General features: G+C 56.2%; 22 protein-coding genes. 7 read left to right on the top strand and 15 right to left on the bottom strand.

The window, feature by feature from the left end:
- A partial coding sequence (locus AC1DU9_RS25450; RefSeq protein ID WP_477810973.1) for a fumarylacetoacetate hydrolase family protein occupies nucleotides 1–426 on the top strand: 426 nt, incomplete at its 5' end.
- A gap of 18 nt (nucleotides 427–444) precedes the next feature.
- Nucleotides 445–1,245 (top strand): 4-hydroxy-2-oxoheptanedioate aldolase, encoded by an 801-nt coding sequence (gene hpaI / locus AC1DU9_RS25455; RefSeq protein ID WP_223514695.1) that lies wholly within the window; start codon nucleotides 445–447, stop codon nucleotides 1,243–1,245.
- A gap of 64 nt (nucleotides 1,246–1,309) precedes the next feature.
- On the opposite strand, the gene hpaR is transcribed toward hpaI, so the two are convergent.
- The 3 genes from hpaR to AC1DU9_RS25470 all read right to left on the bottom strand — a co-directional run bounded on the left by hpaR (nucleotide 1,310) and on the right by AC1DU9_RS25470 (nucleotide 4,056).
- Entirely contained in the window at nucleotides 1,310–1,732 is a 423-nt protein-coding gene (gene hpaR, locus AC1DU9_RS25460; protein ID WP_223457529.1) for a homoprotocatechuate degradation operon regulator HpaR, read from the bottom strand.
- Nucleotides 1,733–1,859: 127 nt separating this feature from the next.
- Nucleotides 1,860–2,810 (bottom strand): p-hydroxyphenylacetate 3-hydroxylase reductase component, encoded by a 951-nt coding sequence (locus AC1DU9_RS25465; RefSeq protein WP_477810974.1) that lies wholly within the window; start codon nucleotides 2,808–2,810, stop codon nucleotides 1,860–1,862.
- Between the two features lie 76 nt (nucleotides 2,811–2,886).
- Nucleotides 2,887–4,056, bottom strand: coding sequence for a p-hydroxyphenylacetate 3-hydroxylase oxygenase component (locus tag AC1DU9_RS25470; protein ID WP_223514689.1), 1,170 nt, complete (start codon nucleotides 4,054–4,056; stop codon nucleotides 2,887–2,889).
- A 599-nt stretch (nucleotides 4,057–4,655) separates the two neighbouring features.
- Between AC1DU9_RS25470 and AC1DU9_RS25475 the strand changes: the two genes are divergently transcribed.
- Nucleotides 4,656–5,279, top strand: coding sequence for a TetR/AcrR family transcriptional regulator (locus AC1DU9_RS25475; RefSeq protein WP_223514687.1), 624 nt, complete (start codon nucleotides 4,656–4,658; stop codon nucleotides 5,277–5,279).
- A gap of 118 nt (nucleotides 5,280–5,397) precedes the next feature.
- Here AC1DU9_RS25475 and AC1DU9_RS25480 read toward each other — a convergent pair whose 3' ends face one another.
- The 7 genes from AC1DU9_RS25480 to AC1DU9_RS25510 all read right to left on the bottom strand — a co-directional run bounded on the left by AC1DU9_RS25480 (nucleotide 5,398) and on the right by AC1DU9_RS25510 (nucleotide 11,470).
- Nucleotides 5,398–6,696 (bottom strand): oxidoreductase, encoded by a 1,299-nt coding sequence (locus AC1DU9_RS25480; protein WP_223457522.1) that lies wholly within the window; start codon nucleotides 6,694–6,696, stop codon nucleotides 5,398–5,400.
- Between the two features lie 66 nt (nucleotides 6,697–6,762).
- Nucleotides 6,763–7,536 (bottom strand): SDR family NAD(P)-dependent oxidoreductase, encoded by a 774-nt coding sequence (locus tag AC1DU9_RS25485; RefSeq protein ID WP_223514686.1) that lies wholly within the window; start codon nucleotides 7,534–7,536, stop codon nucleotides 6,763–6,765.
- Nucleotides 7,537–7,579: 43 nt separating this feature from the next.
- Nucleotides 7,580–8,752, bottom strand: coding sequence for an MFS transporter (locus tag AC1DU9_RS25490; RefSeq protein WP_223514684.1), 1,173 nt, complete (start codon nucleotides 8,750–8,752; stop codon nucleotides 7,580–7,582).
- Nucleotides 8,749–9,093, bottom strand: coding sequence for a c-type cytochrome (locus AC1DU9_RS25495; RefSeq protein ID WP_223514682.1), 345 nt, complete (start codon nucleotides 9,091–9,093; stop codon nucleotides 8,749–8,751). The genes AC1DU9_RS25490 and AC1DU9_RS25495 overlap by 4 nt, the downstream gene beginning before the upstream one ends.
- A complete protein-coding gene (locus tag AC1DU9_RS25500) occupies nucleotides 9,090–10,766 on the bottom strand; it encodes an FAD-binding oxidoreductase (RefSeq protein ID WP_223514680.1) in 1,677 nt (558 codons plus the stop codon). Before AC1DU9_RS25500 ends, AC1DU9_RS25495 begins: the two co-directional genes overlap by 4 nt.
- Before the next feature lie 3 nt (nucleotides 10,767–10,769).
- Nucleotides 10,770–11,225, bottom strand: a complete 456-nt coding sequence (locus AC1DU9_RS25505) for a hypothetical protein (protein ID WP_223514677.1) — start codon at nucleotides 11,223–11,225, stop codon at nucleotides 10,770–10,772.
- Between the two features lie 2 nt (nucleotides 11,226–11,227).
- Nucleotides 11,228–11,470: a hypothetical protein gene (locus AC1DU9_RS25510; RefSeq protein ID WP_223514674.1), complete on the bottom strand. Its 243-nt coding sequence runs from the start codon at nucleotides 11,468–11,470 to the stop codon at nucleotides 11,228–11,230.
- 331 nt (nucleotides 11,471–11,801) lie between these two features.
- On the opposite strand from AC1DU9_RS25510, the gene AC1DU9_RS25515 reads away from it, so the two are divergent.
- On the top strand, nucleotides 11,802–12,395 hold the full coding sequence (locus AC1DU9_RS25515; RefSeq protein ID WP_223457509.1) for a TetR/AcrR family transcriptional regulator: 594 nt from the start codon (nucleotides 11,802–11,804) through the stop codon (nucleotides 12,393–12,395).
- Nucleotides 12,396–12,503: 108 nt separating this feature from the next.
- Here the strand turns inward: AC1DU9_RS25515 and AC1DU9_RS25520 are convergent, their stop codons facing one another.
- Nucleotides 12,504–13,616: an FAD-dependent oxidoreductase gene (locus tag AC1DU9_RS25520; RefSeq protein ID WP_223514671.1), complete on the bottom strand. Its 1,113-nt coding sequence runs from the start codon at nucleotides 13,614–13,616 to the stop codon at nucleotides 12,504–12,506.
- Between the two features lie 500 nt (nucleotides 13,617–14,116).
- Between AC1DU9_RS25520 and AC1DU9_RS25525 the strand changes: the two genes are divergently transcribed.
- From AC1DU9_RS25525 to AC1DU9_RS25535, 3 genes are read left to right on the top strand one after another with little or no spacing between them, the layout of a single operon-like run.
- Entirely contained in the window at nucleotides 14,117–15,121 is a 1,005-nt protein-coding gene (locus AC1DU9_RS25525) for an ornithine cyclodeaminase family protein (RefSeq protein WP_223457505.1), read from the top strand.
- Nucleotides 15,122–15,167: 46 nt separating this feature from the next.
- Complete coding sequence (locus AC1DU9_RS25530; RefSeq protein WP_223457503.1) at nucleotides 15,168–16,178, top strand: dihydrodipicolinate synthase family protein; 1,011 nt, start codon at nucleotides 15,168–15,170, stop codon at nucleotides 16,176–16,178.
- A 28-nt stretch (nucleotides 16,179–16,206) separates the two neighbouring features.
- Nucleotides 16,207–17,658 (top strand): NAD-dependent succinate-semialdehyde dehydrogenase, encoded by a 1,452-nt coding sequence (locus AC1DU9_RS25535; RefSeq protein ID WP_317850356.1) that lies wholly within the window; start codon nucleotides 16,207–16,209, stop codon nucleotides 17,656–17,658.
- 250 nt (nucleotides 17,659–17,908) lie between these two features.
- On the opposite strand, the gene AC1DU9_RS25540 is transcribed toward AC1DU9_RS25535, so the two are convergent.
- From AC1DU9_RS25540 to AC1DU9_RS25555, 4 genes are all read right to left on the bottom strand, one after another.
- Entirely contained in the window at nucleotides 17,909–18,805 is an 897-nt protein-coding gene (locus AC1DU9_RS25540; RefSeq protein ID WP_223457501.1) for a LysR substrate-binding domain-containing protein, read from the bottom strand.
- Complete coding sequence (locus AC1DU9_RS25545; RefSeq protein ID WP_457266054.1) at nucleotides 18,802–19,728, bottom strand: alpha/beta hydrolase; 927 nt, start codon at nucleotides 19,726–19,728, stop codon at nucleotides 18,802–18,804. The genes AC1DU9_RS25540 and AC1DU9_RS25545 overlap by 4 nt, the downstream gene beginning before the upstream one ends.
- 10 nt (nucleotides 19,729–19,738) lie before the next feature.
- Nucleotides 19,739–20,695: a PDR/VanB family oxidoreductase gene (locus AC1DU9_RS25550; protein ID WP_223457498.1), complete on the bottom strand. Its 957-nt coding sequence runs from the start codon at nucleotides 20,693–20,695 to the stop codon at nucleotides 19,739–19,741.
- 1 nt (nucleotide 20,696) lies between these two features.
- Nucleotides 20,697–21,741: aromatic ring-hydroxylating dioxygenase subunit alpha (locus AC1DU9_RS25555; RefSeq protein ID WP_477810975.1), on the bottom strand; the 1,045-nt coding region annotated here is incomplete at its 5' end.

The following is a 21,741-nucleotide window of genomic DNA, read 5'->3' on the forward strand; positions in this document are numbered from 1 at the left end:
GTACTGGATGCTACCGAATGGGTGATCCCCGCCCTGGAAATCATTGACGCGCGTATCCAGCAGATCGATCCCGAGACCAAAGCCACGCGCAAGGTCTTCGACACCATTTCCGACAATGCGGCGAACGCGGGAGTGGTCATGGGTGGCCGTGCTGTGCGCCCTCATGAGGTCGACCTGCGCAAGGTGCCTGCTGTCTTGTACCGCAATGGCGTGATCGAGGAATCAGGAGTTTCTGCCGCCGTGCTCAATCACCCGGCGAAAGGTGTCGCCTGGCTGGCCAACAAGCTCGCACCTTACGATGTCACGTTACAACCGGGGCAAATCATTCTGGGCGGGTCGTTTACCCGTCCAGTGGCCGCCAGCCCAGGCGATACCTTCCATGTCGACTACGACATGCTGGGCTCCATCTCCTGCCGCTTCGTCTGACTCCTGGAGGATTGATTCATGGATATGCCCATCAACACATTCAAGCAACGCCTGAAAAGCGGCAAAGCGCAGATCGGCCTTTGGCTCGGCCTGGCCAACCCTTACTGCGCGGAGCTGGCAGCCAATGCCGATTTCGATTGGCTATTGATCGACGGCGAGCATGCGCCCAATAACGTACGCAGCATGCTTGGTCAACTACAGGCGATAGCGCCCTACGCCAGTCATCCGGTGATCCGCCCTGTCGCTGGCGACACAACGTTGATCAAACAAATTTTGGACATCGGCACCCAGACCTTGTTGGTGCCGATGGTCGAAAGCGCCGAGCAAGCGCAAGAACTGGTGCGCGCCGTGCGCTATCCACCCAGTGGCGTGCGCGGTGTAGGTAGCGCATTGGCACGGGCGTCACGCTGGAACACCGTGCCCGGATACCTGGACAAGGCTGACGAGCAAATATGCCTGCTGGTGCAGATTGAAAGCCTCAAAGGCTTGGCCAATTTGGATGCCATCGTCAACGTCGAAGGCGTTGACGGCGTGTTTATCGGCCCCGCCGACCTCAGCGCTGCCATGGGCCATCGTGGTAATCCGGGCCATCCCGAAGTTCAAGCAGTCATTGAAGACACGATCATTCGAATCCGCAATGCGGGCAAAGCACCCGGCATTCTCAGCGCTGACGAAAAACTGGCCAGGCGCTACATCGAGCTCGGCGCGGCATTCGTAGCGGTGGGCGTCGACACCACTGTACTGATGCAAGGCCTGAAAGCACTGACAAGTAAGTTCAAAAATACCCCGGCCACCATCAGTACCGGTGGCGTTTACTGATTTCAAGTCAATTTCAAACACTCACTGCTGGCGGTCGTTTTTGCCAGCAGTGATCATCCAGAGATCAACGTTTCAGTGACTTCAAATCGTTGAGCAGCACCAACAACGTCTGCAATTTTTCCGCGCCGAAGCCTTCCTGCAAGCGCTCATAGTTCTCTTCCATGCGCCCCCTCATACTTTCAAAACAGCTATCTCCGGCAACGGTCAGTTTCACCAGCACTCGACGCTGGTCGTGTTCTGAGCGCCGTCGTTCGACCAGCTCTGCGGCTTCCATCCTCGCCAGTACCCCGGTCATGCTGGGCTTGAGAATACACGCCAAGTCCGCCAAGCGATTGATCTCCAGTTCGCCCTGCTGACTGAGAATCCGCACCACCCGCCATTGTTGTTCAGTGAGGCCAATATCCTTCAGGGAGGGCCGGAAAAAGCTCATGGCGACTTCACGGGCCTGGAGCAAGTTGAGTGTTAGAGACTGTCGGTGCTTGGGCATTTAAGAACGACTCGAATTTAGTTAGCATATTAACAATCATATCACGCCGATATAGCCATAAAAATTCTCACCCCCATATAAAACGGCGCCTCTGGCGCCGACTAATTTGATTGCAAACTAAATCAGGTCAGAGCCTGATAACCGTTTTCAGCACGGTCTTGAAGGTTTCCAATTGGTCGTTGCTAAATTGACTGAAGACTTTTTCCTGCTGTTCACGGGCTATTGACCACAATCCTTCCGTTTCATCGATACCTTTCACCGTCAAATGCAAGTGCCCATCTTCTTCACAGACCAGACCTTTACGAGTGAGATTGGCAACGGCCTCCTCGATTTCCCGCACGGGCATCGCCACCTCGCGCTGCAGATCGGTGAGGCTTAGACCCGCATCATTTTCAAGCACCATCAGCATACGTGCCTCACTGGTTCGTAAACCGGTGGACAATTGTCGGGGCTGATAGCTTGCTTGATAAGCGCGAAGCGCCTGAGTCATAAGGTAGTAAAGATTATGGTTCAGCCGCCCTTGGAAGTGGCTGCTGGGCGGCTGACCTTCACCACTCTTGGTCATGCGCGTGTGCGGCAGCACCATGGAGTAGGCACCCTGGTGGTACAGCAACGGTGAACGACCAAAATCATCGAAAGCCACCACCTTGCCAATCATGATCCAATGATCACCACCGTCCACCTGCTGGTATTTTTCGCAATGAAAACGCGCCGAGCAGTCAGCGAACACTGGCGCCCCGCCCTTGCCTGTTTCGAATTCGACCTCTGCAAAACGGTCATCCTTTGGACGGGCGAAATTGTTCGAAAGATCGATCTGATCAGCAGCGAGTACGTTCACGGCAAAGTGTGTAGCTTCTTCAAACACATCGTGACTTGAAGAGCGCTTGTCGATGCTCCACAGGATCAACGGCGGATCTAGCGACACCGAGTTAAAGCTGTTGGCCGTCACCCCCACTTTGCGGCCGTTCTGATCGGCGGCTGTCACTACTGTCACGCCGGTGGCGAAGTTACCTAATGCGCGGCGAAATGCACGCGCATCGAAGGCGGAAGAAACGGCAATCTCATTAATATCGGACATGCAAGACTCCCGAGCACGCCTTGGGGCGCGCTCTAATTATTTTTATGAGGGGCTTGTGGCTTGGCGGCGAACGGCCTCAGGCCATTGAGGGGTCGGGCTCAAGACCCATCAGTTCGCGACCGAGTATCTGTGCACAGACGTCATAGTCGGTGTAGGCATGCGCACCCGTAAGATGCGAATCGCGGAACAAGCGTTGCAACTCGTTGGTTTCAAACCATGCACCGCCGCCGGCCGCTTCCATCAGACGGTCCACGGCCTGGATACACATCTTTGTGGCATAACCCTGATTGGTACGCCAGAACGTGAGCGTGGTACGGCTTGGGTATTCGTGGCGCTCACTGTAATCAGCAATCTCTTCCCAGCTTTTTTCCAGCAGCGCTCGGGCGGCTGCAACCTGATGCGTGGATTCCGCCAGGCGCATCAATGCCGGGGTGGCTGCGCCGACAGCGGCACCGGTGTAGGCACGGACGCGGTTGCGGGTTTTCTCACGGAAAACATCCAGCATGCGCTCGGCAATACCCAGGCTGACAGTCGAGAAGCCGCTGGCAAAATAAGGCCGATAAGGGGCGAAGAAAATCTTGCTGTCCGGATACAGACCAAAGCCCGCCGACTTGCCTTCGATCATGTCCCTGGCTTTCTGGACTCGGTGCTCAGGCACGAAAGCATTCTTGACGATCAGGGTTTTGCTACCGCTGCCACGCATACCAACGGCAAACCAGTCATCGCGAATTTCGTAGTCACTGCTTGGCAGCACCGCGAAACAATAATCCCGAGTGCCTTCGGTATTCTCGCGAAAGAATCCCATGATGGCCCATTCGGCATGATCACAGCCTGAACTCCATCCCATCTCACCACTAAAGGTGACGCCTCCCTCCACCTCCTCGGTGCGACCAAAAGGCGCGATGCTGCTGCTGGCAGTAGCATCGGGGTCATTCCCCCAAACCTCATCCTGCAGCTTGCTGGAAAACATTGCGATTTGATGACTGTGAGTACATAGAAGGCTCATGGCCCAGGCAGTGCTGGCACAGGAACCGGCCAACAATGCGATGCAGTCGGCAAACTGAGGCAGGGAGATCTCCATGCCGCCGTATTTTTTCGGCTGCAACGCATGGTGCATACCAATGCCTTTGAGCAAGGCGATATTTTCGGCGGGAACATAACGCGCGCGTTCGGCCTCGAAGGCATTAGCCGCGATAATAGGCAGAACGCCTTTCAGGTCTTCCAATAGCGGGTTTGGAGTTTTCATGGGCGGTCTCTTTATTATTGGATAGTAGCGCTCCGCTCAGCAAGCACCTGTGAATCGCGCCGGAAGGCACCGTACGCCAGATGGCAAGCAGGTAAGCGGGTAAGCGGGTAAATACCATTCCAGTATGAGGTGCTGGAACAGGACGAAAAATGCACGTTACAAACAGAAGATTGCACTTTTCATAGAGGCTCTTATCGCAACGAACAAAAAGCGCAAACGAGCCCGGAAGGGGTGACTCACCGACACAGGTGACAAATCACTCCTTGCTTGCTTACTCGCGTCGCTGACTGCCCGACAAAGCTCCCGCCCAAAAGAAGCTGAAACATACGAAACGCTGTGAGTCGAATAAATCTAACCAAATCGGAGAATTGTCGCCTACAACACCACCCTCAATTTAAGCTATGAAGACCCGCGAATATTCGGCAAAACTGGCTTAATCGTGATCAAAGGCTTTCCTACGACATGGATTTAACCCGGGGTAGAAATTATTCAACACAGGCAATATACTGAACACTACGTATACTAATTAATATCTTGACGAGAGCCATCCTGGGCTTTTGTTTTTCAGAACAAATGTACCTGGGTAAGGGATCTTGAGAATGTCGATTAATAAACCCGCATCGACCACAAAATCGGTAGTGGGTCGCCCACGTAGTGAAGCTACGCGCCGTCAGATCCTGGACGCTACCATCAGTCTCCTGCAGGAAAAATCCATTCAGGCCATCTCAATCGAGGCGATAGCACGAGAAGCTGGCGTTAGTAAATCGACCATATACCGGTGGTGGGACTCTAAAGCGTTAGTCGTCATTGACGCGTTCATAGAAAATCAGATGTTGAAGACACCCTTGCCACGAGAACTTGGCCCGAGAGAGGCAATTGCTCAGCACTTCCGCTCCCTTGTGGACCAATATTCTGGTTGGGCCGGCCGATTGGTCGCACAAATTCTCGCGGAAGGTCAGTCATCTCCCTCTACTTTACGAGATTTCCGAGAGCGGTTTCATTATGGAAGACGCGCAATAATTCGAGAAACTCTAGAAGAATGGAGGGTTAGCGGCGAGATATCTCCCGATACGGATATCGAGATACTGATGGATTTGATTTACGGAGCCGTTTACATGCGACTCATGATTGGACACGCCCCACTTAATCAGGAGTTTGCCGAGTCGCACATAAACTTTGTGTACCACTTACTGGGTGTCAATAACACTGACTCCGAGACCTAGCCGTTGATCAAGTTCAGTACGTAAGCTTGACTTGATCGGATACCGACGTCGAGTCATTGGTTACGAACACCCCGCTCGTCTCGCTATAAGACTTATCGAAGTGCTCGTCCCAATTGGGTCATTTCTTCCGCGTGGCGCGGGCAAGCTTGTCGGCAACGCCCATCAGCACTTTGTTACCCGCTACCCAGACGCCCAGGTTCTGAGCCGGGCTGGAACGTTTAGCCTTCGGATCCTCGCGCCCCATTTCCGGGTTCTTATGACAGGCAACCGGTGCGTTGAGTATCAGCCTGCGCAGACAGGAATTAGAATGGTCGCACCACACGATCTCAGCCTCACGGCCTTCGATAACCTTCACCGCATAATCAGGGTCGGCCAGCATCTGCCGCGCCAGCATGCTTGCATCGACATCACCGTCCCAAATTGCCGCCGCCGCTTGCCGGGGGTCTGGTGTACTGGATAGGAACAGGAGCACCCCGCTTCCTAGTGCCTTGCGGAAGGCCTCCGGCCCCCCGAGAGTCAGCATGTTGCCGGAAGAACTTGGCACATTGTCACGCATCGACTCGTAGTTGCCCTCGCTTAGCGAGATGAAGTCCAGGCCGACCTCGGCGATGTGCGCTGCCACTTCAGCGTAACCCTCAGGCCCTTGGCCGCCGGGCATATGGTCATTCACACTCATGCGCACACCCACCGGATAATCCGGGCCGACTTCGGCGCGCACCGCTGCAACCACGTCGCGCAAGGCTCTTGCGCGATTGGCAACCGAGTCGCCATATTCATCGGTGCGCTGATTGGCCAGCGGGGACAAAAAGGACGAGTAGAAGTAGCACATGTGTGCGCCAATCTCGACGCCATCGAAACCACAAGCCTTGGCTCGGCGTGCACCGCTGACGACACTCGCCTCGATGTCCTTGATCTCCTGGATGCTGGCCTCGTGTGGCACCGGTGTGATTCGGCCGCCGGGGATGTAGAGATGGTTGGGCAAGCCACCGGCCCCCAGGTTCACCGGCTTCGGGCTGGCCGCCAAAATCCACCGGCCGTTTCGCGGCACGCCCATGCGGCCGAAACTCGGAAACAGCTGCGCGAACACTGCCGCACCGCTTTCATGTACGGCGTCGGTCAGGCGCTTGAGATCATCGACAAATTCGTCCTTGTCAAAGCGCAGGTTTGGCGCAAACGGCGACTCGTTCCAGGCGCGTTCGCTGCATACCGATCCGCCAACGATGGCCAGGCCAACTCCGCCCTGCGCGCGGCGCTTGAGGAACGCAATGGTCTGCTCGCTTGGGCGGCCGTCTTCGGTTGGGCGAAGTACCGCCATCGGCCCGAGGATAATGCGGTTTTTGATTTGCAATCCGTTGATCTGCAGCGGGCTTGCCAGCACCTTGGCTGCATTGAGGGTATTCATCGAAATGTTAGTCATGGTCAACACTACTCTTGCCTGTACAGGATCGGCCTGCCGGGCTCAGTCATCTGAACCCGACTCGGCTTACATGATTGAGCTAGCCCCACCGTCCACAGGGATATTGATCCCAGTGACCCATTTAGATTCATCAGAGGTCAGGTAAAGGCCAGCCCAAGCGACAGCGATCGGCTCGCCTGGCTTACCGGTCAGGGTGCGCTCCACGATCGGAGCCACGGGTGCTTTGTCACCAAACTCCCGATACATCGCCTGAACGGGCGGGGTGTTCATCACACCAGGGCTAACCGAGTTAACCCTTACACCAACAGCAACGCCTTCTGCGGCCAGTTGGCGCGTCAAGGCAAGGACCGCCCCCTTCGCCGCGGCATGCGCAGCCTGCGGCAGCGTTCTCGCTCCCTGCATGCCAGCACCGGAGCCGATATTGACGATGGCACCTTTGGACTTCACCAGATGTGGCCAGGCAAGCTGACAAGCACGCCAGACAAGATCAAGTTCATTCTGGATAGTGAAGACATAGTCAACGTCGCTCTGCACCGCAAAAGGCGCAAAGCGCGGCAGACTGGCATTATTGTAGAGCGCGTCAATTCGGCCATGCCGAGCGACAGCACCATCAATCCAACGCGCTACATCCTCGCGATCGCTGAGGTCGACAGGCGCAACCACGTCGATGGAATGACCATCGTTTTCAACCAGTTTTGCGGTTTCTACGGCCGTCTGCGGGTTGATGTCGCAGCCGACGACGATCGCGCCTTCGCTGGCGAACAGCCGAGCTGTCTCGCGCCCCATACCACTGCCGATGCCGGTCAGTAAAACCACCTTGTCCTGCAATCGCTTGCTCATAGCCAACCTCTAGTAAGGGACTTCATACAATTGCTGTGTTTGATCACGACTGACGGGTACCAAGGCGAAAGCAGATGGCGGACAAAAGACCCAACACCAACGCCGCCCAGCCCAAGCTGCCATAGCCAACATGCAGGGCGAGCACGCCCCCAAGGAGTGGGCCAGTAGCCGAACCCGCCATGACCATCACCGGGGTGGCTGCGACCACGCGACCGGACGGGTCCAGTCGCGCCAGCACCCCGAATGCGAACACATGGGTAAATGTAACGACGGCGATGAGAACCGAGGTTGCGACGATGTAAACCCCGTAGCCACTGAACTGGGTCACAGCGACTGCGGCAGAGGCCTGGATTAGAGGACCGGCGATGACTACGCCCGAGGCCGGCAAGTGGCGTTCGAGGAGGCTGGAAAGTGCGGCAGGTACGAGGTTCACGAAGCCACTGATGACAAGCACCGTGGTGATCTGCGCCGCGCTGAATCCATGCCAGCCCCCTACACGCTCGATGAAGCCGAAGACCATCGAATGGCTCACCATCAACAAGCTCACGCCAGCGATGCCGAACCACACTCGCGCAGGCAACTTGGCGAGCGCGGATCGATCGTGCTGGACCGCACGGGCGACGTTCGGAAAAGCCACCAGTGCGGCCAGTGCGGCAGTGAACATGATGCCCGACATCGTGTAGAAGAATATGTTCGGGCCGATCTTGCCCACTTGCGGAGGCAGCGTCGCCATCACCAGGATGGACACCAGGCTCAGCGAGCTAAAAGCTAATGCCGCTGTGCGGTGCGGATTGGCAGTGCCCCCCATCGTCCCGTGAACTATCGACAGGCCGCAGCCAACCGCCAGGCCAGCGACGACATGCGCCGAAGCCAAAAGGATATAGCTGGCACTTGCGCTTGGCATGCTGGCGAAAGTCATACCAGCCACGGCATAAGCCGCCGATGCTATGCGCTTGCGATTGAGTCGGGATAGTCTTGGTGCGATACACAGGCTGCTAAGCACGACCGACCCGAGGAAAAGAGTCAGCAGGAACCCGGCACGCTGTGGATCAAGGGCCAGTTGCCCGATCAGGACGATTCCAACCCAGATCGGCAAAGTGGTGATATCCATCAGGCCAGCGCAATGCCCGATGACGAGCGCCGCGGTACCGTTGCGGGTTTCCCTCCGGTTGCCAGCAACCTTGGTCAGAGTGTCAGAAACAGAATGTGAGCTCATTGGTCTTTGGCCTTTAGGTAGTCGACAAGCAATTCAAGGTCGGCATCGGTTATTTCGGTTTTACGAAATGCCGGCATGATCAGTACGCCGTTGCTAACGAAATGTTTGATGAAGGCCGGAGGCATATCAGTGCGGTCTTCCAATGCAGCCGGTAAGCTGCCGCCGTATTTAGCCGCCAGCGAAGCAGTGCCGGGCATGCGTGGAGATGCGGCGTGACAGATCCCGCACCACTGATCGAAAATCTGCTTGCCGCGATGGGCTGGTACGGCTTGCTTGGCCGGCTCGGAGGCGACTGCCAGACCTGCCAGCATCAGCAGCACGATGAGGCAATTCGTCTTCATTGGGCGCCCTTCCTCAAGTGCCTGGGCCAGATGCCGTAGCGGCCCGGCGAAAGAGTCCCGTTGGGATCGATGGCGTCCTTGATGACCTCGTTCAAGCGCAGCAGGCTGTTGTTGTTATACGAATACAGGCCCATGGCCTGGTCCTGGAATTCCGGGTGGCAACGATATTCGCCCCAGCCATGCTGTGCGCCGATATCGAGCAGTGTCCGATACGCCTTGATGGAGGCCTTGTTCATCGCCGCATCATCGGTGATCGGGAAGCCCACGATGAAAAGGAAAGCGCGCTCGAAAAACGGCGCAGGCAACGCAAAAGGCCTGAGGTTCCAGATCGGCACATTCTGCAGCGCAGGCATGGCGCGGTGCGCTTCTTCGAAGACACGGTTGGCTTCGAGGATGCCTTGCGCAGTCTGTGGAATGACCGGGGAGAACCACATATGGCCGCGCATCGGATGCGGGTTGCCTCCGGCACGCGTGCCCATACCGAAGAAATCCATGTTCGGCACACCCACATCCTGGGGATAAACCGTCCACTCAGCAGAAGCCTTGCGCGGATCGGTCTGGATCTGGCCAGCCTGAAAGCGCACGCCCTTGATCGACTTTGCCGCCAGCTCCTGTACCACTTCCCACTGCGCCTGGATCACCTTCTGCGGTCCGTAGAACTTCAGGTTGAGTACCCAGTAAGGAATGTTGTTGTCTTGCCCATACTTCTGCAATTCAGCCGAATAACCGACCCTGGCTTTCGCAACCAGGTCAGCATGCTGCTTCTGCAACTGCGGCGGACCATCGTAAAAGGCGTCCACCAGATGTTTCGTGTAATTGCTGATACCGAGCAGCGGACTGCCCATCTCCGGCGCACCAGGAGCCAAACCAGTGTTCTCGACGTACTTGAGCAATTCCACTACGGCGTGCAGGTCGTCATAACGCGGCGCCATCACCATACCGTGCATGAAGGCTTCTGGTGCCGGCATCAACCAGATGCCCATCTTGGTGACAACGCCGAAATTGGACTGGGAAAAAATGCCATCCAGGATCGGCCCCATGCCCATCTTGAATTGCCCCCACGTCTGGGAACCGGGTAGCGCTCCCATTCCTGTGCGAACCACTTCCCCATTGGCCAGCACCACCTCCATACCGCAGTGCGAATCGAAGTGGTTGCGAAAGCGCGACAACGTGTGACCCACACCGTGGTCAAGCGCATTGCCTACCACACTGCCCCAGCCCGGGTCGGCGACGTCCAGCCACACCTTCAGGCCACGTTCCTGGATGTAGTTATACAGATCGAAATAGCTGACGCCCGGCTCCACGATGGCGTAGCCGTTGCTTTCGCTGACCTCAATGATGCGGTTCATCCGCTTCAGGTCCAGCACGACACTGCCGGCATGATTGGGCGCCGAACCGCCGTAGCCGAGGTTTTTGCCAGTGGAAATCGTATACAGCGGTATGCGGTGCTGATCGGCAATGCGCACGACCGCCTGCACCTCTTCAACCGAACCGGGCGCCACGGCAGCGGATGCGCTTCGATCTTCGGGCGTGTCGCGCAGCGGGGAATAAGAATCACGGTAGGGAAACAGATCCTCGTCCTCAACGAAGACCCATTCTTTTCCGACTACACCGACAAACGCCTGCAGCGCGACGGAAAAAACCTCGGGGGATACATTCGGGGGTGTTCTCATAATTCACGCGATGATCCATGAAACCAAAGGATTGGGCTGGCTCGCCGATACGTCGTGCTGATGCAGCACGACCGTGCGGCGCGACTGGCTGCGTGCTTGTTCCGCAAGGCAATGCCAAACCTCGCGTGTGGTGAGTCCGGCGACAGCGCCATCTTGCTCACGCCAAAACGGCACGAGCGATTCCTGCCAAAGCCTCGTGAGTCCGTTCGTGACTTCAAGCCGCGCACTACCCTTTTTGGCATGCTCAATGGCGAAAGCCAGGCTTTGCGGCAAGCGGCGATCCGTCACGACAAAGCGAACGTCAAACGGACTGGGGTCGAATGGTGTTCGAGCGATCTCTCGGGATGGCTTCGCGAGCGCCGGCAACGCACCCAGCATGGCGAGCGTCGCGGCACTGGCGGTGGACACGAGCAACTTGCGTCGCCCAATTCCGAGATTGAAAATATTGGGGAACGACATGCTCACTCCCCGAAAACGTTGAGGAGTGTAGCGGAGCTCTGAACGCCGATTGAAAGACTGAGATCGGCGTCGAGGATCGAGCCGGTGGTATCGCGCGCCGAGGCAGCGCTGACGGGGAAATTTTGGAAATCAGCGGACGCGAAGTGCTTGTCGCGTTCAGCCACCTGTTCACTGGTCGGGTGCCAGATGCTGCCCACACTGGTAACGGTCGCAACATCGCCTTTCAGGCTCGAACCCTGATGCATGTTTGTCTCCTTCGCGCGTTCTTGTTGTTGTGCCCGTGATGGGCTTCATATGCGCGGAACAAACATATACGATCCGTATCGTTTTGTGCAAGCTTACTTTTTCAATACCGTCAGATGGCAGCCCTCATATGCCTTCGGAGTTAATCCACACAGGCCTTCCACGCTCACCAAGCCAGAACCAAAGCATTTTTTACATTGCTTCTTGAGTGGTCTGTTGGCTACGATCAGAAACGCCTCAGCTTGATTTCAGCAGGCAGCAGCCCCTGCCGCAGAGTGAGCACATGCAGCATCACGCTCCTGTTAAAATTAGACATTTATTAAGGAATACTTTATGCAGGAGAAGTCTTTAGGACGACCACGCAGCGAAGTTACTCGACTGCAAATACTGAATTCGACCATAAAGTTGCTACGCGAGAACTCCATTCAGGCCATCTCGATTGAGGCAATTGCAAAGGAAGCGGGTGTCAGCAAGGCAACCATATACAGATGGTGGGACTCGAAAGCCCTACTGGTCATTGACGCCTTCATTGAGAACCATCTTCTTAAAACCCCACTACCAATTGAACTCGGCCCCAAGAAGGCCATCGCTGTTCATTTCCGTACACTAGTGGAGCAATTTTCTGGTTGGCCAGGCCGAATACTTGCTCAAATCATAGCCGAGGGACAATCTGACCCTTCAGTATTACGAGCCTTTCGAGAGAGATTCCACTATGGGCGACGCGCGATAGTTAAAGAAACACTTGAAGAATGGAAACGCAGCGGTGAAATCCCAAGCGATACCAATGTCGAGTCGCTTATGGACATAATCTATTCAGCAGTCTACATGCGCCTGTTGGTCGGCCACGCGCCATTAAACGAGGAGTTTGCCAAGTCGCATATCGACTACATATACCACTTGCTGGGAGTAACGAACTCAGAAAACTGAACAGCACTGTTTGGCTGCCGATCGTTATAAAAGTATGAATTGACTCAGTCCCAATTCACCCTGAGAGGTGAATCGGGACTTTTTGACAGATAACGTCAACCTGATGCTCTAGATAGGCTGTCCCAAATATTGATAGGTTTTCAGCAATAGAGCCGCCGACTTCTCCCTGTTTTTCAGCGGATCTTCCTGCTCATAGTGACAAAGTTGCAATGACGCGTCACAAATGGTTTTGCATCGTTCAAATCGGCGCTCGCTGTACATCGCCAGTGCCTCGTTAACAGATAGGGTCTTGGATACGCAGTCTGCAAGCACCACGGCATCTTCGATGGCCATGCCACCTCCAGACGTCATATGCGGTGTTGGTGAATGTGCAGCATCGCCGATGAGCACTACGCGGCCGCGGTACCAAGGCGCTGGTACCAGCGTGATATCCAGCGGACGGAAGATAACCTGCCTGGCATCAGTTACCTGTTCAAGCGCTTCCAGTACAGCCGGTGCGGTATATTCGGCAAGGCGTTCGCGAATCATCGCTTTCGCTTGATCCTCTGGTACGCGCAGAGGCTCCACGCTGTTCTCGAGATAAAACAGGTAGCAGCTGTCCTCCGATGTCGGGAAAGAGCCCACTGTTTTACCTGACGGGCTGCGGTACAAACAGAACCCATCAATCTGAGCCGGACGCGGCGCATTGAAACGCCACACACTCTGACCTGCGAAACGAGGTCTGCACTCAGCACCGAAAACCTGATCGCGGAGCTTGGAGTAGGCACCATCCGCAGCCACAACCAAGTCATAGGTAGCCTCGCGACCATCCGAGAATTTAACTTCGACGCAGTCCCCACGGTCGTCGAGATGTTCGATCGTCAACCCTTTATCTAGAACTGCCCCCGCCCCTTGCGCTGCCGACTCCAGGATTCGGGCAAGTTCTGGCCGACGGATGCCACAGCTGGGAGGTGCAGGATCCGAACGCAGGAGTTGACCTGAGGAATCGAATTGCCGAAACGCGTCGAATCGCATACCACTGTCGAGGCATGGCTCCGCCAATCCGATCATGTCCAATGCTCGGACCGTGTTGTGTAACAGGCAAATGCCCGACCCTGCCGAGGGAATCCCCGGCTTGATATCGATGCAGTGGACGTCCACTCCCGCTCTRCGCAGTGCATAAGCTGCGGTGGCACCGCCGATTCCACTGCCTACAATCAAAACGCGTTTAACCTGACTCATTCTTGTCTCCTCTCCGCTTCTTTGGCGGGTGGTAGCTGCGATCTAATGACACAGCCTGTTTGCCAGATCCGATACATCGAAATACGCCTCGGCAAGAGACATCCGCGACCGGGTATAGCCCTCGTATAGTCATCTGTGGCGAGCCTTCAGGCCTCGCACAGTACCGCTTCAAGTGCAGCGACGAACAAATCCACTGGGCAGGACCGTCCAGGCCTTCAACTACCCATCATCCCCGCTTCATGGCGCTCACCAGAAATCAGCGTTGCAAAAGACAAATCAAATCTATACGTTCCGTTTCGTTTTCGCAACCGTACCAAAGCAAACCAATCTTTAGGAAAGTAAGCCATTGACAATGGCAATCTCACCCAATAATACTTTGTGTACGCATCGTTTTGTTAGTGCTGCCTTTAGTTAAGTAACCATCCGTAGCCTGAGTGCGGCTTACGTAGGCCGCCTCGCCCTTTACTTCAACTGTCTCTGCCTTTTTCGGAGCTCAACGCATGACCGCCACTTCCCAGTCCCCCGTGTTCGTTTCAAGCGCTGCCGCGCAGGCCGTTTTCCGTTGGAAAGATGCGATCGCCGCGCTACAGACCGCTTACGGGCAACATTTGCCAGCCAGGGCTACTCCGCCCCGCACCGTTGCAAGCCTTGAAAAAACCTGGCTTCGCACCCTGCCGGCTATTCCGGCGGGCGGACGCTACTTCGGCGCCAAGCTGATGGGCTCGAACATGGGCGATGCGCCACCGGGAATCGAGTACGTCATCGTTCTGTTCGATCGGACGACCAATCGCATCGCCGCTTTCATTGACGCAAACCTGGTGACTGGATTTCGCACTGCAGCTACCTCGGCCGCGGCCCTTGACCGCCTCGCCCCACAGAGGCCTGCACGCCTTGCCGTCATAGGAAGTGGATTGGAGGCTTCGATGCACATCCGCGCCTTCGCCAGCGTCCGCGAACTGACCGAAATTGTCGTCTTCAGCCCGACTCCTGAACGACGCGAAGCATTTGCCGCATCGGCGACACGAGATCTCGGTGTACCCGCCCGGGGTGTTGGCTCAGCACAAGAAGCCGTGGAAGGCGCCGACATCGTGCTGACGGCAGCACGCTCGCGCGATGAAAAGCCGATTCTTTTTGGCGATTGGTTGAAGCCGGGCGCCACCGTCGTTTCGATCGGCTCGACCATCCCGGAGCAGCGTGAAATAGATGTTTCAGTCGTGGAGCGCAGCGACTTGATCATCTGCGACACCCTGGAAGAAGTGCTGGAAGAGACAGGAGACATGCTTGCCGCCCATGCCGCCGGGATCGAATTCCGCCAGAAGGCCTTCAGCCTGTCTGACCTGATGGGCGGCGCCTGCAGTGAACAGTTGAAGCAAGCCAAGGCCCCAATGTTCAAGTCAGTTGGCGGTGGTCTTCAAGACATCGTGGTGGCGGAACTCATCCTGACCAAGGCACTTGAAGCCGGGCTGGCAACACCATTGCCGATCGATTTTGAAACAAAGCGCTGAGCGAACAGCGACGACTATCACCCACCCTGACTGACAGGAGCCTTACATGGCCAATTACAATAAAAAGGACGCTCGAGACTGGGCCCGCGAGAAACTCGTTGGGGTCGCCAACGTTACGATTCCGACAATGACCTCCGACTTCAAGCGCATCAATGAGAAAGCCATTCGCCACGACGTAGAACTGGCAATCAAGCACGGTTTCGTCGGGTCGTTGTCCTGCTCGGAGGTAGCCATTACCCAAGAGCAATACGGTGAGTTCTGTCAAATCATGGCCGATCAAGCAGCCGGCCGTCTCGTGATCGTTCACCACGCGGTGTTCAACACGCTGGAAGATAACATTGAGGCAGTCAAGCGAGCCGAAGCTGCCGGCGCCGACCTTGTGCTGCTTGGCTATCCTCCGTACTTCTATCCGAAGTCCTATGACGAAGTATTCGAGTACACCAAGGCGATCTGCGCCGCGACGAACCTGGGCGTAATAATCTTCCCGCTGCCCGCCTGGGGTTTCAGCCGCTTGCACCCTGCCGACATTCCGCTGGCGGTGCTGCGTCGAATGGTCGACGAGATCCCCAACGTCGTTGCAATCAAAGCCGAAGGCGGACTGCCTTACATCATGTCGGCGATCGAAGTTCACCGCGAGTTCCATGAGGAAGTCGTTATCTCATCTCCGCTTGAGTATGAGTACGTGCCTTTGGCACAGGTGATGGACATCCCTTTCTGTGGAACTAACTACTCCTCTTACTACGGCCCATTGCTTCCACAGATCCACAAGTTGATCCGCGCGGGCAACTACGATGAGGCAACTCAGCTCTGGTACAAAATGGATCCGGCACGCAAAGCGTTTGCAAGCCTGCCAATGGCGGCAAACGGACTTCTCAATCGCATGATGTGGAAATACCAAGGCTGGTTGCAGGGTTACAACGGCGGTCCTATGCCCCACCCTACCCAACGCGTGTACCAACGCGACATGGCGGTGTTACGTAAAGGACTAGAAGCGGCTGGATTGAACCCGACCACTGACCTCGATGAAGCCTTCTTCATCGGTCGTAACTCCATCTGAGGTCTGCCCCATGAATAGCACCGCAACCTTGAATCTGAAAGACCCCGACCTGCTGCGTCAGGCGATGTTGATCGACGGCGAATGGGTCCAGGCAGAGAGTGGCCAGACAATCGAGGTCCGCAATCCAGCCACCGGTGAATTGGTGGCGCGCGTACCAAACGGTGGAGAGTCCGAGACTCGGCGCGCAATCGCAGCGGCCGAACGCGCCATGCGGGGATGGCGCAAGACGCTGCCAAAGGAGCGTGCAAAGGTCCTCCGTAAGCTCTATGAGCTTATGCTTGAAAACATCGAGGACCTGGCGGTCATCCTGACGGCCGAACAGGGTAAGCCCTTGGTGGAATCCCGTGGCGAAATCCTTTACGCCGCAAGCTTCATCGAATGGTTCGGGGAAGAAGCGAAGCGTGTGAATGGCGACATCATTCCGCAGAATGTGGACGGTCGGCGCATTCTCGTGCAGAAAGCCCCTATCGGCGTGTTTGCAGCCATCACACCGTGGAACTTCCCCTCCGCGATGATTACACGCAAAGCCGGCCCGGGCTGGGCGGTTGGTTGCGCAGGAGTTATCAAGCCGGCCAGTCAGACACCGCTCTCGGCACTGGCTCTGGCCGTACTCGCCGAGCGCGCCGGTCTGCCTCGGGGTGTATGCAACGTCGTCACAGGCTCGGCCCGCGCAATCGGCGGGGAGCTCACAGCGAACCCGGTCGTTCGCAAGTTGTCCTTCACAGGTTCGACCGAAGTGGGATCGCTGCTGCTGGCCCAGTGCGCTCCGACTATCAAGAAGGCGAGCATGGAACTGGGCGGTAACGCGCCGTTCATCGTCTTTGACGATGCTGATATCGATGCCGCAGTGAAGGGTGCACTTGCCGCCAAGTACCGCAACACAGGCCAGGCTTGTGTTGCCGCCAACCGCATGCTCGTGCAATCGGGTGTCTACGATCAATTCGCGAAGAAGCTCGCGGATGCCGCCGCTGCGCTCAGGGTCGGTAATGGCATGCATGACGGGGTGGTACTGGGTCCGCTCATCAATGAGGATGCAGTGCAAAAGGTCGAAGAGCACATTGCCGATGCGGTGGAAAAAGGGGCACGCATTGCCACCGGGGGCAAACGCCATGATTTGGGTGGTAGTTACTTCGAGCCAACGGTGCTCACCGATGTGCCACGCGATGCACTCATCTTCAACGATGAAACCTTCGGCCCTGTCGCTCCCCTCTTCCGCTTCGATACTGAGGACGAGGCAATTGCGATGGCCAACGACACACCGTTTGGCTTGGCTGCCTATGTGTACGCACGTGACGTCGGCCTGATCTTTCGTGTCGTCGACAATCTTGAGTTCGGCATGGTGGGCGTCAACGAGGGGATGATCTCCACAGAAGTTGCACCGTTTGGTGGAGTGAAAACCTCCGGACTTGGCCGTGAAGGCTCAAAATACGGTATCGACGACTACCTGGAAATCAAGTACGTCGCGCTGGGCGGCTTATAAGCCAGCGATAGTGGGTGAGGTGGTGCATGTTTGTAAAACATGCGCCCCCCACCTACACGCATTAATTACAGAGCTGTAAATTTTTGCTAAATGGACCAACTGACAAGACGTATCACTGGGCTCCACAGCCCTCAAGTCAGCCCTCATCTCGCTCTGCGAGATCGACACAAGTTAGGCATCTCATGCCACAGCCAAAAGCGTGCACTCACCAGGCAATATGATGAGATGCTGGCGTGTAATGACATCCAGATCAGTAATTGAAGTCATGACCCAACTCCTTCTGCATCCACTCCAGGAATCTTCTGACCCGTGGGAAGTTTGCATGCGCTCTCGGGAAAACCAGGTGGTGTGCAGTGATTGTCGCACTCAACTCCGGCGCTACCTCGACCAACGCTCCACGCGCTAGATAATCCTGCGCGAGCAGTGTGCTTTCCAAGGCGAATCCAAGCCCGTGGCTGGCTGCCTCCAGCGTCATATAGGAACGGTCAAAACTCAGGCTGTAAGGCTTTTCTGGGCGCGACAGACCATGTTGAGCAAACAACTGTGGCCACTTTATCAGCGTCGCCTCCGACAGAATCAGGTTGCAGTCCAGCAAATCCGCAACGGCACAGATGGGGCGTTTTTCCAGTAGTTTGGGTGACGCCATAACCGCGATTTTTTCATTGCGCACGGTGCGCACCTCGAAACTTGGCCAGTTGGGCATGCCGTGGCGGATGTCCACATCGATCTTGTCGCGACTGAAGTGCAGCGATTCGTAGGAGCACGAGAGGTTGAGCTGAATATCCGGATGGCTCTGACGAAACTGCTCTAGTCGAGGCATCAACCACAACAGGCCGAAACTGGGCGACGAGTGCAGTCGCAGGCAATCGAGGCTGACATCGCTGGTGGCCCGTTCGGTGGCCACCCCAAAAGCCCTCAGCCCTGAGAGCACCACTCCTTGCGCAACTTGCGACGCTGCACGACCACCATCAGCCAAAAGCGCATCCCGATAGGCCAGCCCGTGATCCCTCAGTGGATCAGTCTTCGCCACGGCAATGAATGCGGGTGCCAATCCGCGGAAATCCTTCGCCTCTAATGGCATGGCACATGGATCCAGGCGGTCTTCCTGATTCGGTAGAGCAAAGCAATCGCCTGCAACGACAGTCAACCGCCAACGGACTTTTTCCGTACCAGCACCCTGTTTATGAAATTGACGGCAGCGGCGAGTGCTTCACGACCCTCAGAAAGAGCCGGCGCATACGCCTGCCAGACATGAAACATACCGGGCCATACCTCCAGTCTGGTGTCCACACCCGCTGATCCGGCGTTTCTCGCCAGACGTACCGCGTCGTCAAGAAGGATTTCACACTCCCCCACTTGAATCATTAGCGGCGGCAAACCGTCCAGGTCAGCCTCCAGGATAAAAGAAGCAGCCTCGACTTGCTCTCCCAGGTAGGCGTCAGCACAGGCTTGCAACTTCTGGGGTGTAAGAAAGCAGTCCACAGCAGCCTTGGCATGGAGGCTTTCTCCGGTGAGAGCCAGATCCACCCAGGGAGAAAACAGCACGACGCAACCCGGCATTTCCATGCCCATGGTCCGGGCCTGAATCAGAGCGGCCATGATGAGTTGGGCTCCCGCCGAATCCCCCACCAATGCGATATCGTCTGCATCTTCGCTGTTCGCGAGCAACGCCGCATACGCAGTCAGAACATCTTGCTGGGCAGCAGGGTATGCATGTTCAGGCGTTAGTCGATAATCAACGACATAAGCCGTGGAAGATGTACCAGCAGCAAGCGTACCGGCGATCCCCTCAAAACCTTCAGCGCTGCCCACCATGAATCCACCTCCGTGGACATAGAGCAGAGAGCGCCGGGAATCCACGCAGGTTACCGTCCGTACAGGCACTCCACCGAGCGTCGACGCCGTGGAGCGGCAATAAGGCGGAGCCGAAAAACGCTTGCACAATTGGTCAAAACCAATGCGAGCCTGCTGCAGCGACCCAGGAGTATTTTCTCTACGAGAGCGAAGCTCATCCCGGATAGCATTCAGTTCGCAAACACTCATTCTTGCCTCCCAGATAAAGCGTGACATGCAGTGTCAGTCAAATATCAAGCACCAGCCTTGGGGACTTGGCACGTGAAACACACTGCAGAATGACCGCATTGGAAGCACGCTCCTCATCGCTGAGGACATAGTCCCTATGATCAATCTCACCGGCTAGTACCCGGCATTCACAAGTACGGCAAAGCCCCTCCCGGCAGGAAAAAGGCACCATTATCCCCGCCTCTTCGAGTGCATCGAGAAGGCTGGTATCAGCTGGCACGGTTAGTTCCATGCCACTACGAGCAAGTTCCACCACGAAGCTTTTGTTCTGTTGTTTTTCAGGAGCACTCGACTGAGGTGCGCTGAACAACTCGAAATGCACCTGGCCGGAAGGCAGGTAAGCCTGTGCGACATCCCGTACCGCATTCATGAGGGGCGCCGGTCCACAGCAATAGAGGTGGTCCGTTGAACTTGCTTGACGAGTAAACGCCTGCAGATCGGGACGACCGGCAGTTTCGTCATCCGAGTGAAACACTAATTTTCCGCCACGAGGAAGATGCTCGATGTAAGCAGCCCGGGACCGGGAGCGGACGCAGTAGAGAAGTTGCCACGGCTTGTCATTCGCATCGCACCAACGAATCATGCTGAGAATCGGCGTAATGCCGATACCGCCGGCGATAAACAAATAAGTGCTTGCGTTGCGTTCCAGCGGGAAGTTATTGCGAACCGCACTAATTTCGAGCAGGTCGCCGACTCGCAGGTGTGCATGAATGAACGCTGAGCCACCCCGTGACGGCTCAGACAATCCGACCCCAATTGAGTAACTTCCGTCCGAGGGATCGTACCGGTGAACGGAGTACTGCCTGATCAAACCATTTGGCAGGCGAACATCAATGTGCGAGCCCGCGTCGGCCACAGGAAGAGGTTGACCGTCCAAGGCCAGCAAGCGGACATCCATAATGGCGTCAGCAGCTTTCACGATCGCCATCACTCGAACGCGGTTCCAGTCGCTCATCTCAGACCTCCTGGATCTTGACGGGATTACTTACCGCCTGCTCAGCCTTATAAGCATTCGCCACTAGCCACCTGAAATACGAAAGAGCAGTATCAGCTCCGATCGGAATCATTTTGAAATCGGAGGTCAGCTTCAACATGCGATCTTGCGCATGAATCATATCGCTGTCTTCCTGGAACGCTGTGACGACCTGGTCGTGGATTGCCAACGTCACCTCGGGGTCATCAATGGCGAAATTATGAGGCTGCGAAAAGAAGTAGTGCGTGGATTCGTCCGTTTCCGGAGTCAGTGCCTGAGTGCTACGGAACTCTGCCGCATTGACGCGATTTCCCGCCTTGGCATTTTGCCCAGTGGGCTGCATCCCCGAATCCATCAGGAAGATGCTCGGCAGCAGGAAGTCGTAGACATTCCAACGATCAACAGGCCCCGGATAATTCTTGATCTTCTGCACAAAAGGTGCCGGCTTAATACCTTCACCCCAACGCGTTACTCGTACGCCGTTTTCCAGCTTTTCGACCTGAGGTATACAGGCCGCATACGCCTCGTCACCGCCCAGAGTGTTCGGATGAACATAGGGCAAATGTGCGAGGTCAAGCAGGTTGTCAGCGATCAGCAGGTAGTTGGTGGTGTAATAGGTGTAACCCTCCAGGCTTCGCCACTCGGGGTGATCCAGCCAATGTGTATCAGGGATCAGGGACGGATCCGCCAGGCTGGCATCACCCACCCAGATCCAGATCCACTTGTGCTTCTCCACAACTGGGAATGTGCGCACCTTAGCCTGCGGAGGAATGCGCTCTTGTCCGGGTATTTCGACGCAGCGCCCCGTCGTATCAAATAGAAGACCATGGTACATACACCGAAGCTGATCGCCTTCCAGGCGCCCTTTCGATAGTGGAGCGCCTCGGTGACAGCAACGGTCTTCGAAAGCCACCATTTTTCCGGTGGTATCACGCCATAGCGCTACTGGCACGTTAAGAATCGTTCTTGCGAGAAGCTCGTCGACCGGAATCTCACTCGACCAAGCAGCTACATACCAAGCGTTACGA

It is taken from the genome of Pseudomonas sp. P4_C1, from assembly GCF_056402155.1.

Coding starts and splice junctions, on each gene's coding strand:
- hpaR (WP_223457529.1), bottom strand. CDS start 1,732: ATGCCCAAGCACCGACAGTCTCTAACACTCAACTTGCTCCAGGCCCGT.
- hpaI (WP_223514695.1), top strand. CDS start 445: ATGGATATGCCCATCAACACATTCAAGCAACGCCTGAAAAGCGGCAAA.
- AC1DU9_RS25485 (WP_223514686.1), bottom strand. CDS start 7,536: ATGAGCAAGCGATTGCAGGACAAGGTGGTTTTACTGACCGGCATCGGC.
- AC1DU9_RS25515 (WP_223457509.1), top strand. CDS start 11,802: ATGCAGGAGAAGTCTTTAGGACGACCACGCAGCGAAGTTACTCGACTG.
- AC1DU9_RS25495 (WP_223514682.1), bottom strand. CDS start 9,093: ATGAAGACGAATTGCCTCATCGTGCTGCTGATGCTGGCAGGTCTGGCA.
- AC1DU9_RS25500 (WP_223514680.1), bottom strand. CDS start 10,766: ATGAGAACACCCCCGAATGTATCCCCCGAGGTTTTTTCCGTCGCGCTG.
- AC1DU9_RS25475 (WP_223514687.1), top strand. CDS start 4,656: ATGTCGATTAATAAACCCGCATCGACCACAAAATCGGTAGTGGGTCGC.
- AC1DU9_RS25545 (WP_457266054.1), bottom strand. CDS start 19,728: ATGTCACGCTTTATCTGGGAGGCAAGAATGAGTGTTTGCGAACTGAAT.
- AC1DU9_RS25530 (WP_223457503.1), top strand. CDS start 15,168: ATGGCCAATTACAATAAAAAGGACGCTCGAGACTGGGCCCGCGAGAAA.
- AC1DU9_RS25465 (WP_477810974.1), bottom strand. CDS start 2,810: ATGTCCGATATTAATGAGATTGCCGTTTCTTCCGCCTTCGATGCGCGT.
- AC1DU9_RS25470 (WP_223514689.1), bottom strand. CDS start 4,056: ATGAAAACTCCAAACCCGCTATTGGAAGACCTGAAAGGCGTTCTGCCT.
- AC1DU9_RS25510 (WP_223514674.1), bottom strand. CDS start 11,470: ATGCATCAGGGTTCGAGCCTGAAAGGCGATGTTGCGACCGTTACCAGT.
- AC1DU9_RS25505 (WP_223514677.1), bottom strand. CDS start 11,225: ATGTCGTTCCCCAATATTTTCAATCTCGGAATTGGGCGACGCAAGTTG.
- AC1DU9_RS25480 (WP_223457522.1), bottom strand. CDS start 6,696: ATGACTAACATTTCGATGAATACCCTCAATGCAGCCAAGGTGCTGGCA.
- AC1DU9_RS25550 (WP_223457498.1), bottom strand. CDS start 20,695: ATGAGCGACTGGAACCGCGTTCGAGTGATGGCGATCGTGAAAGCTGCT.
- AC1DU9_RS25490 (WP_223514684.1), bottom strand. CDS start 8,752: ATGAGCTCACATTCTGTTTCTGACACTCTGACCAAGGTTGCTGGCAAC.
- AC1DU9_RS25525 (WP_223457505.1), top strand. CDS start 14,117: ATGACCGCCACTTCCCAGTCCCCCGTGTTCGTTTCAAGCGCTGCCGCG.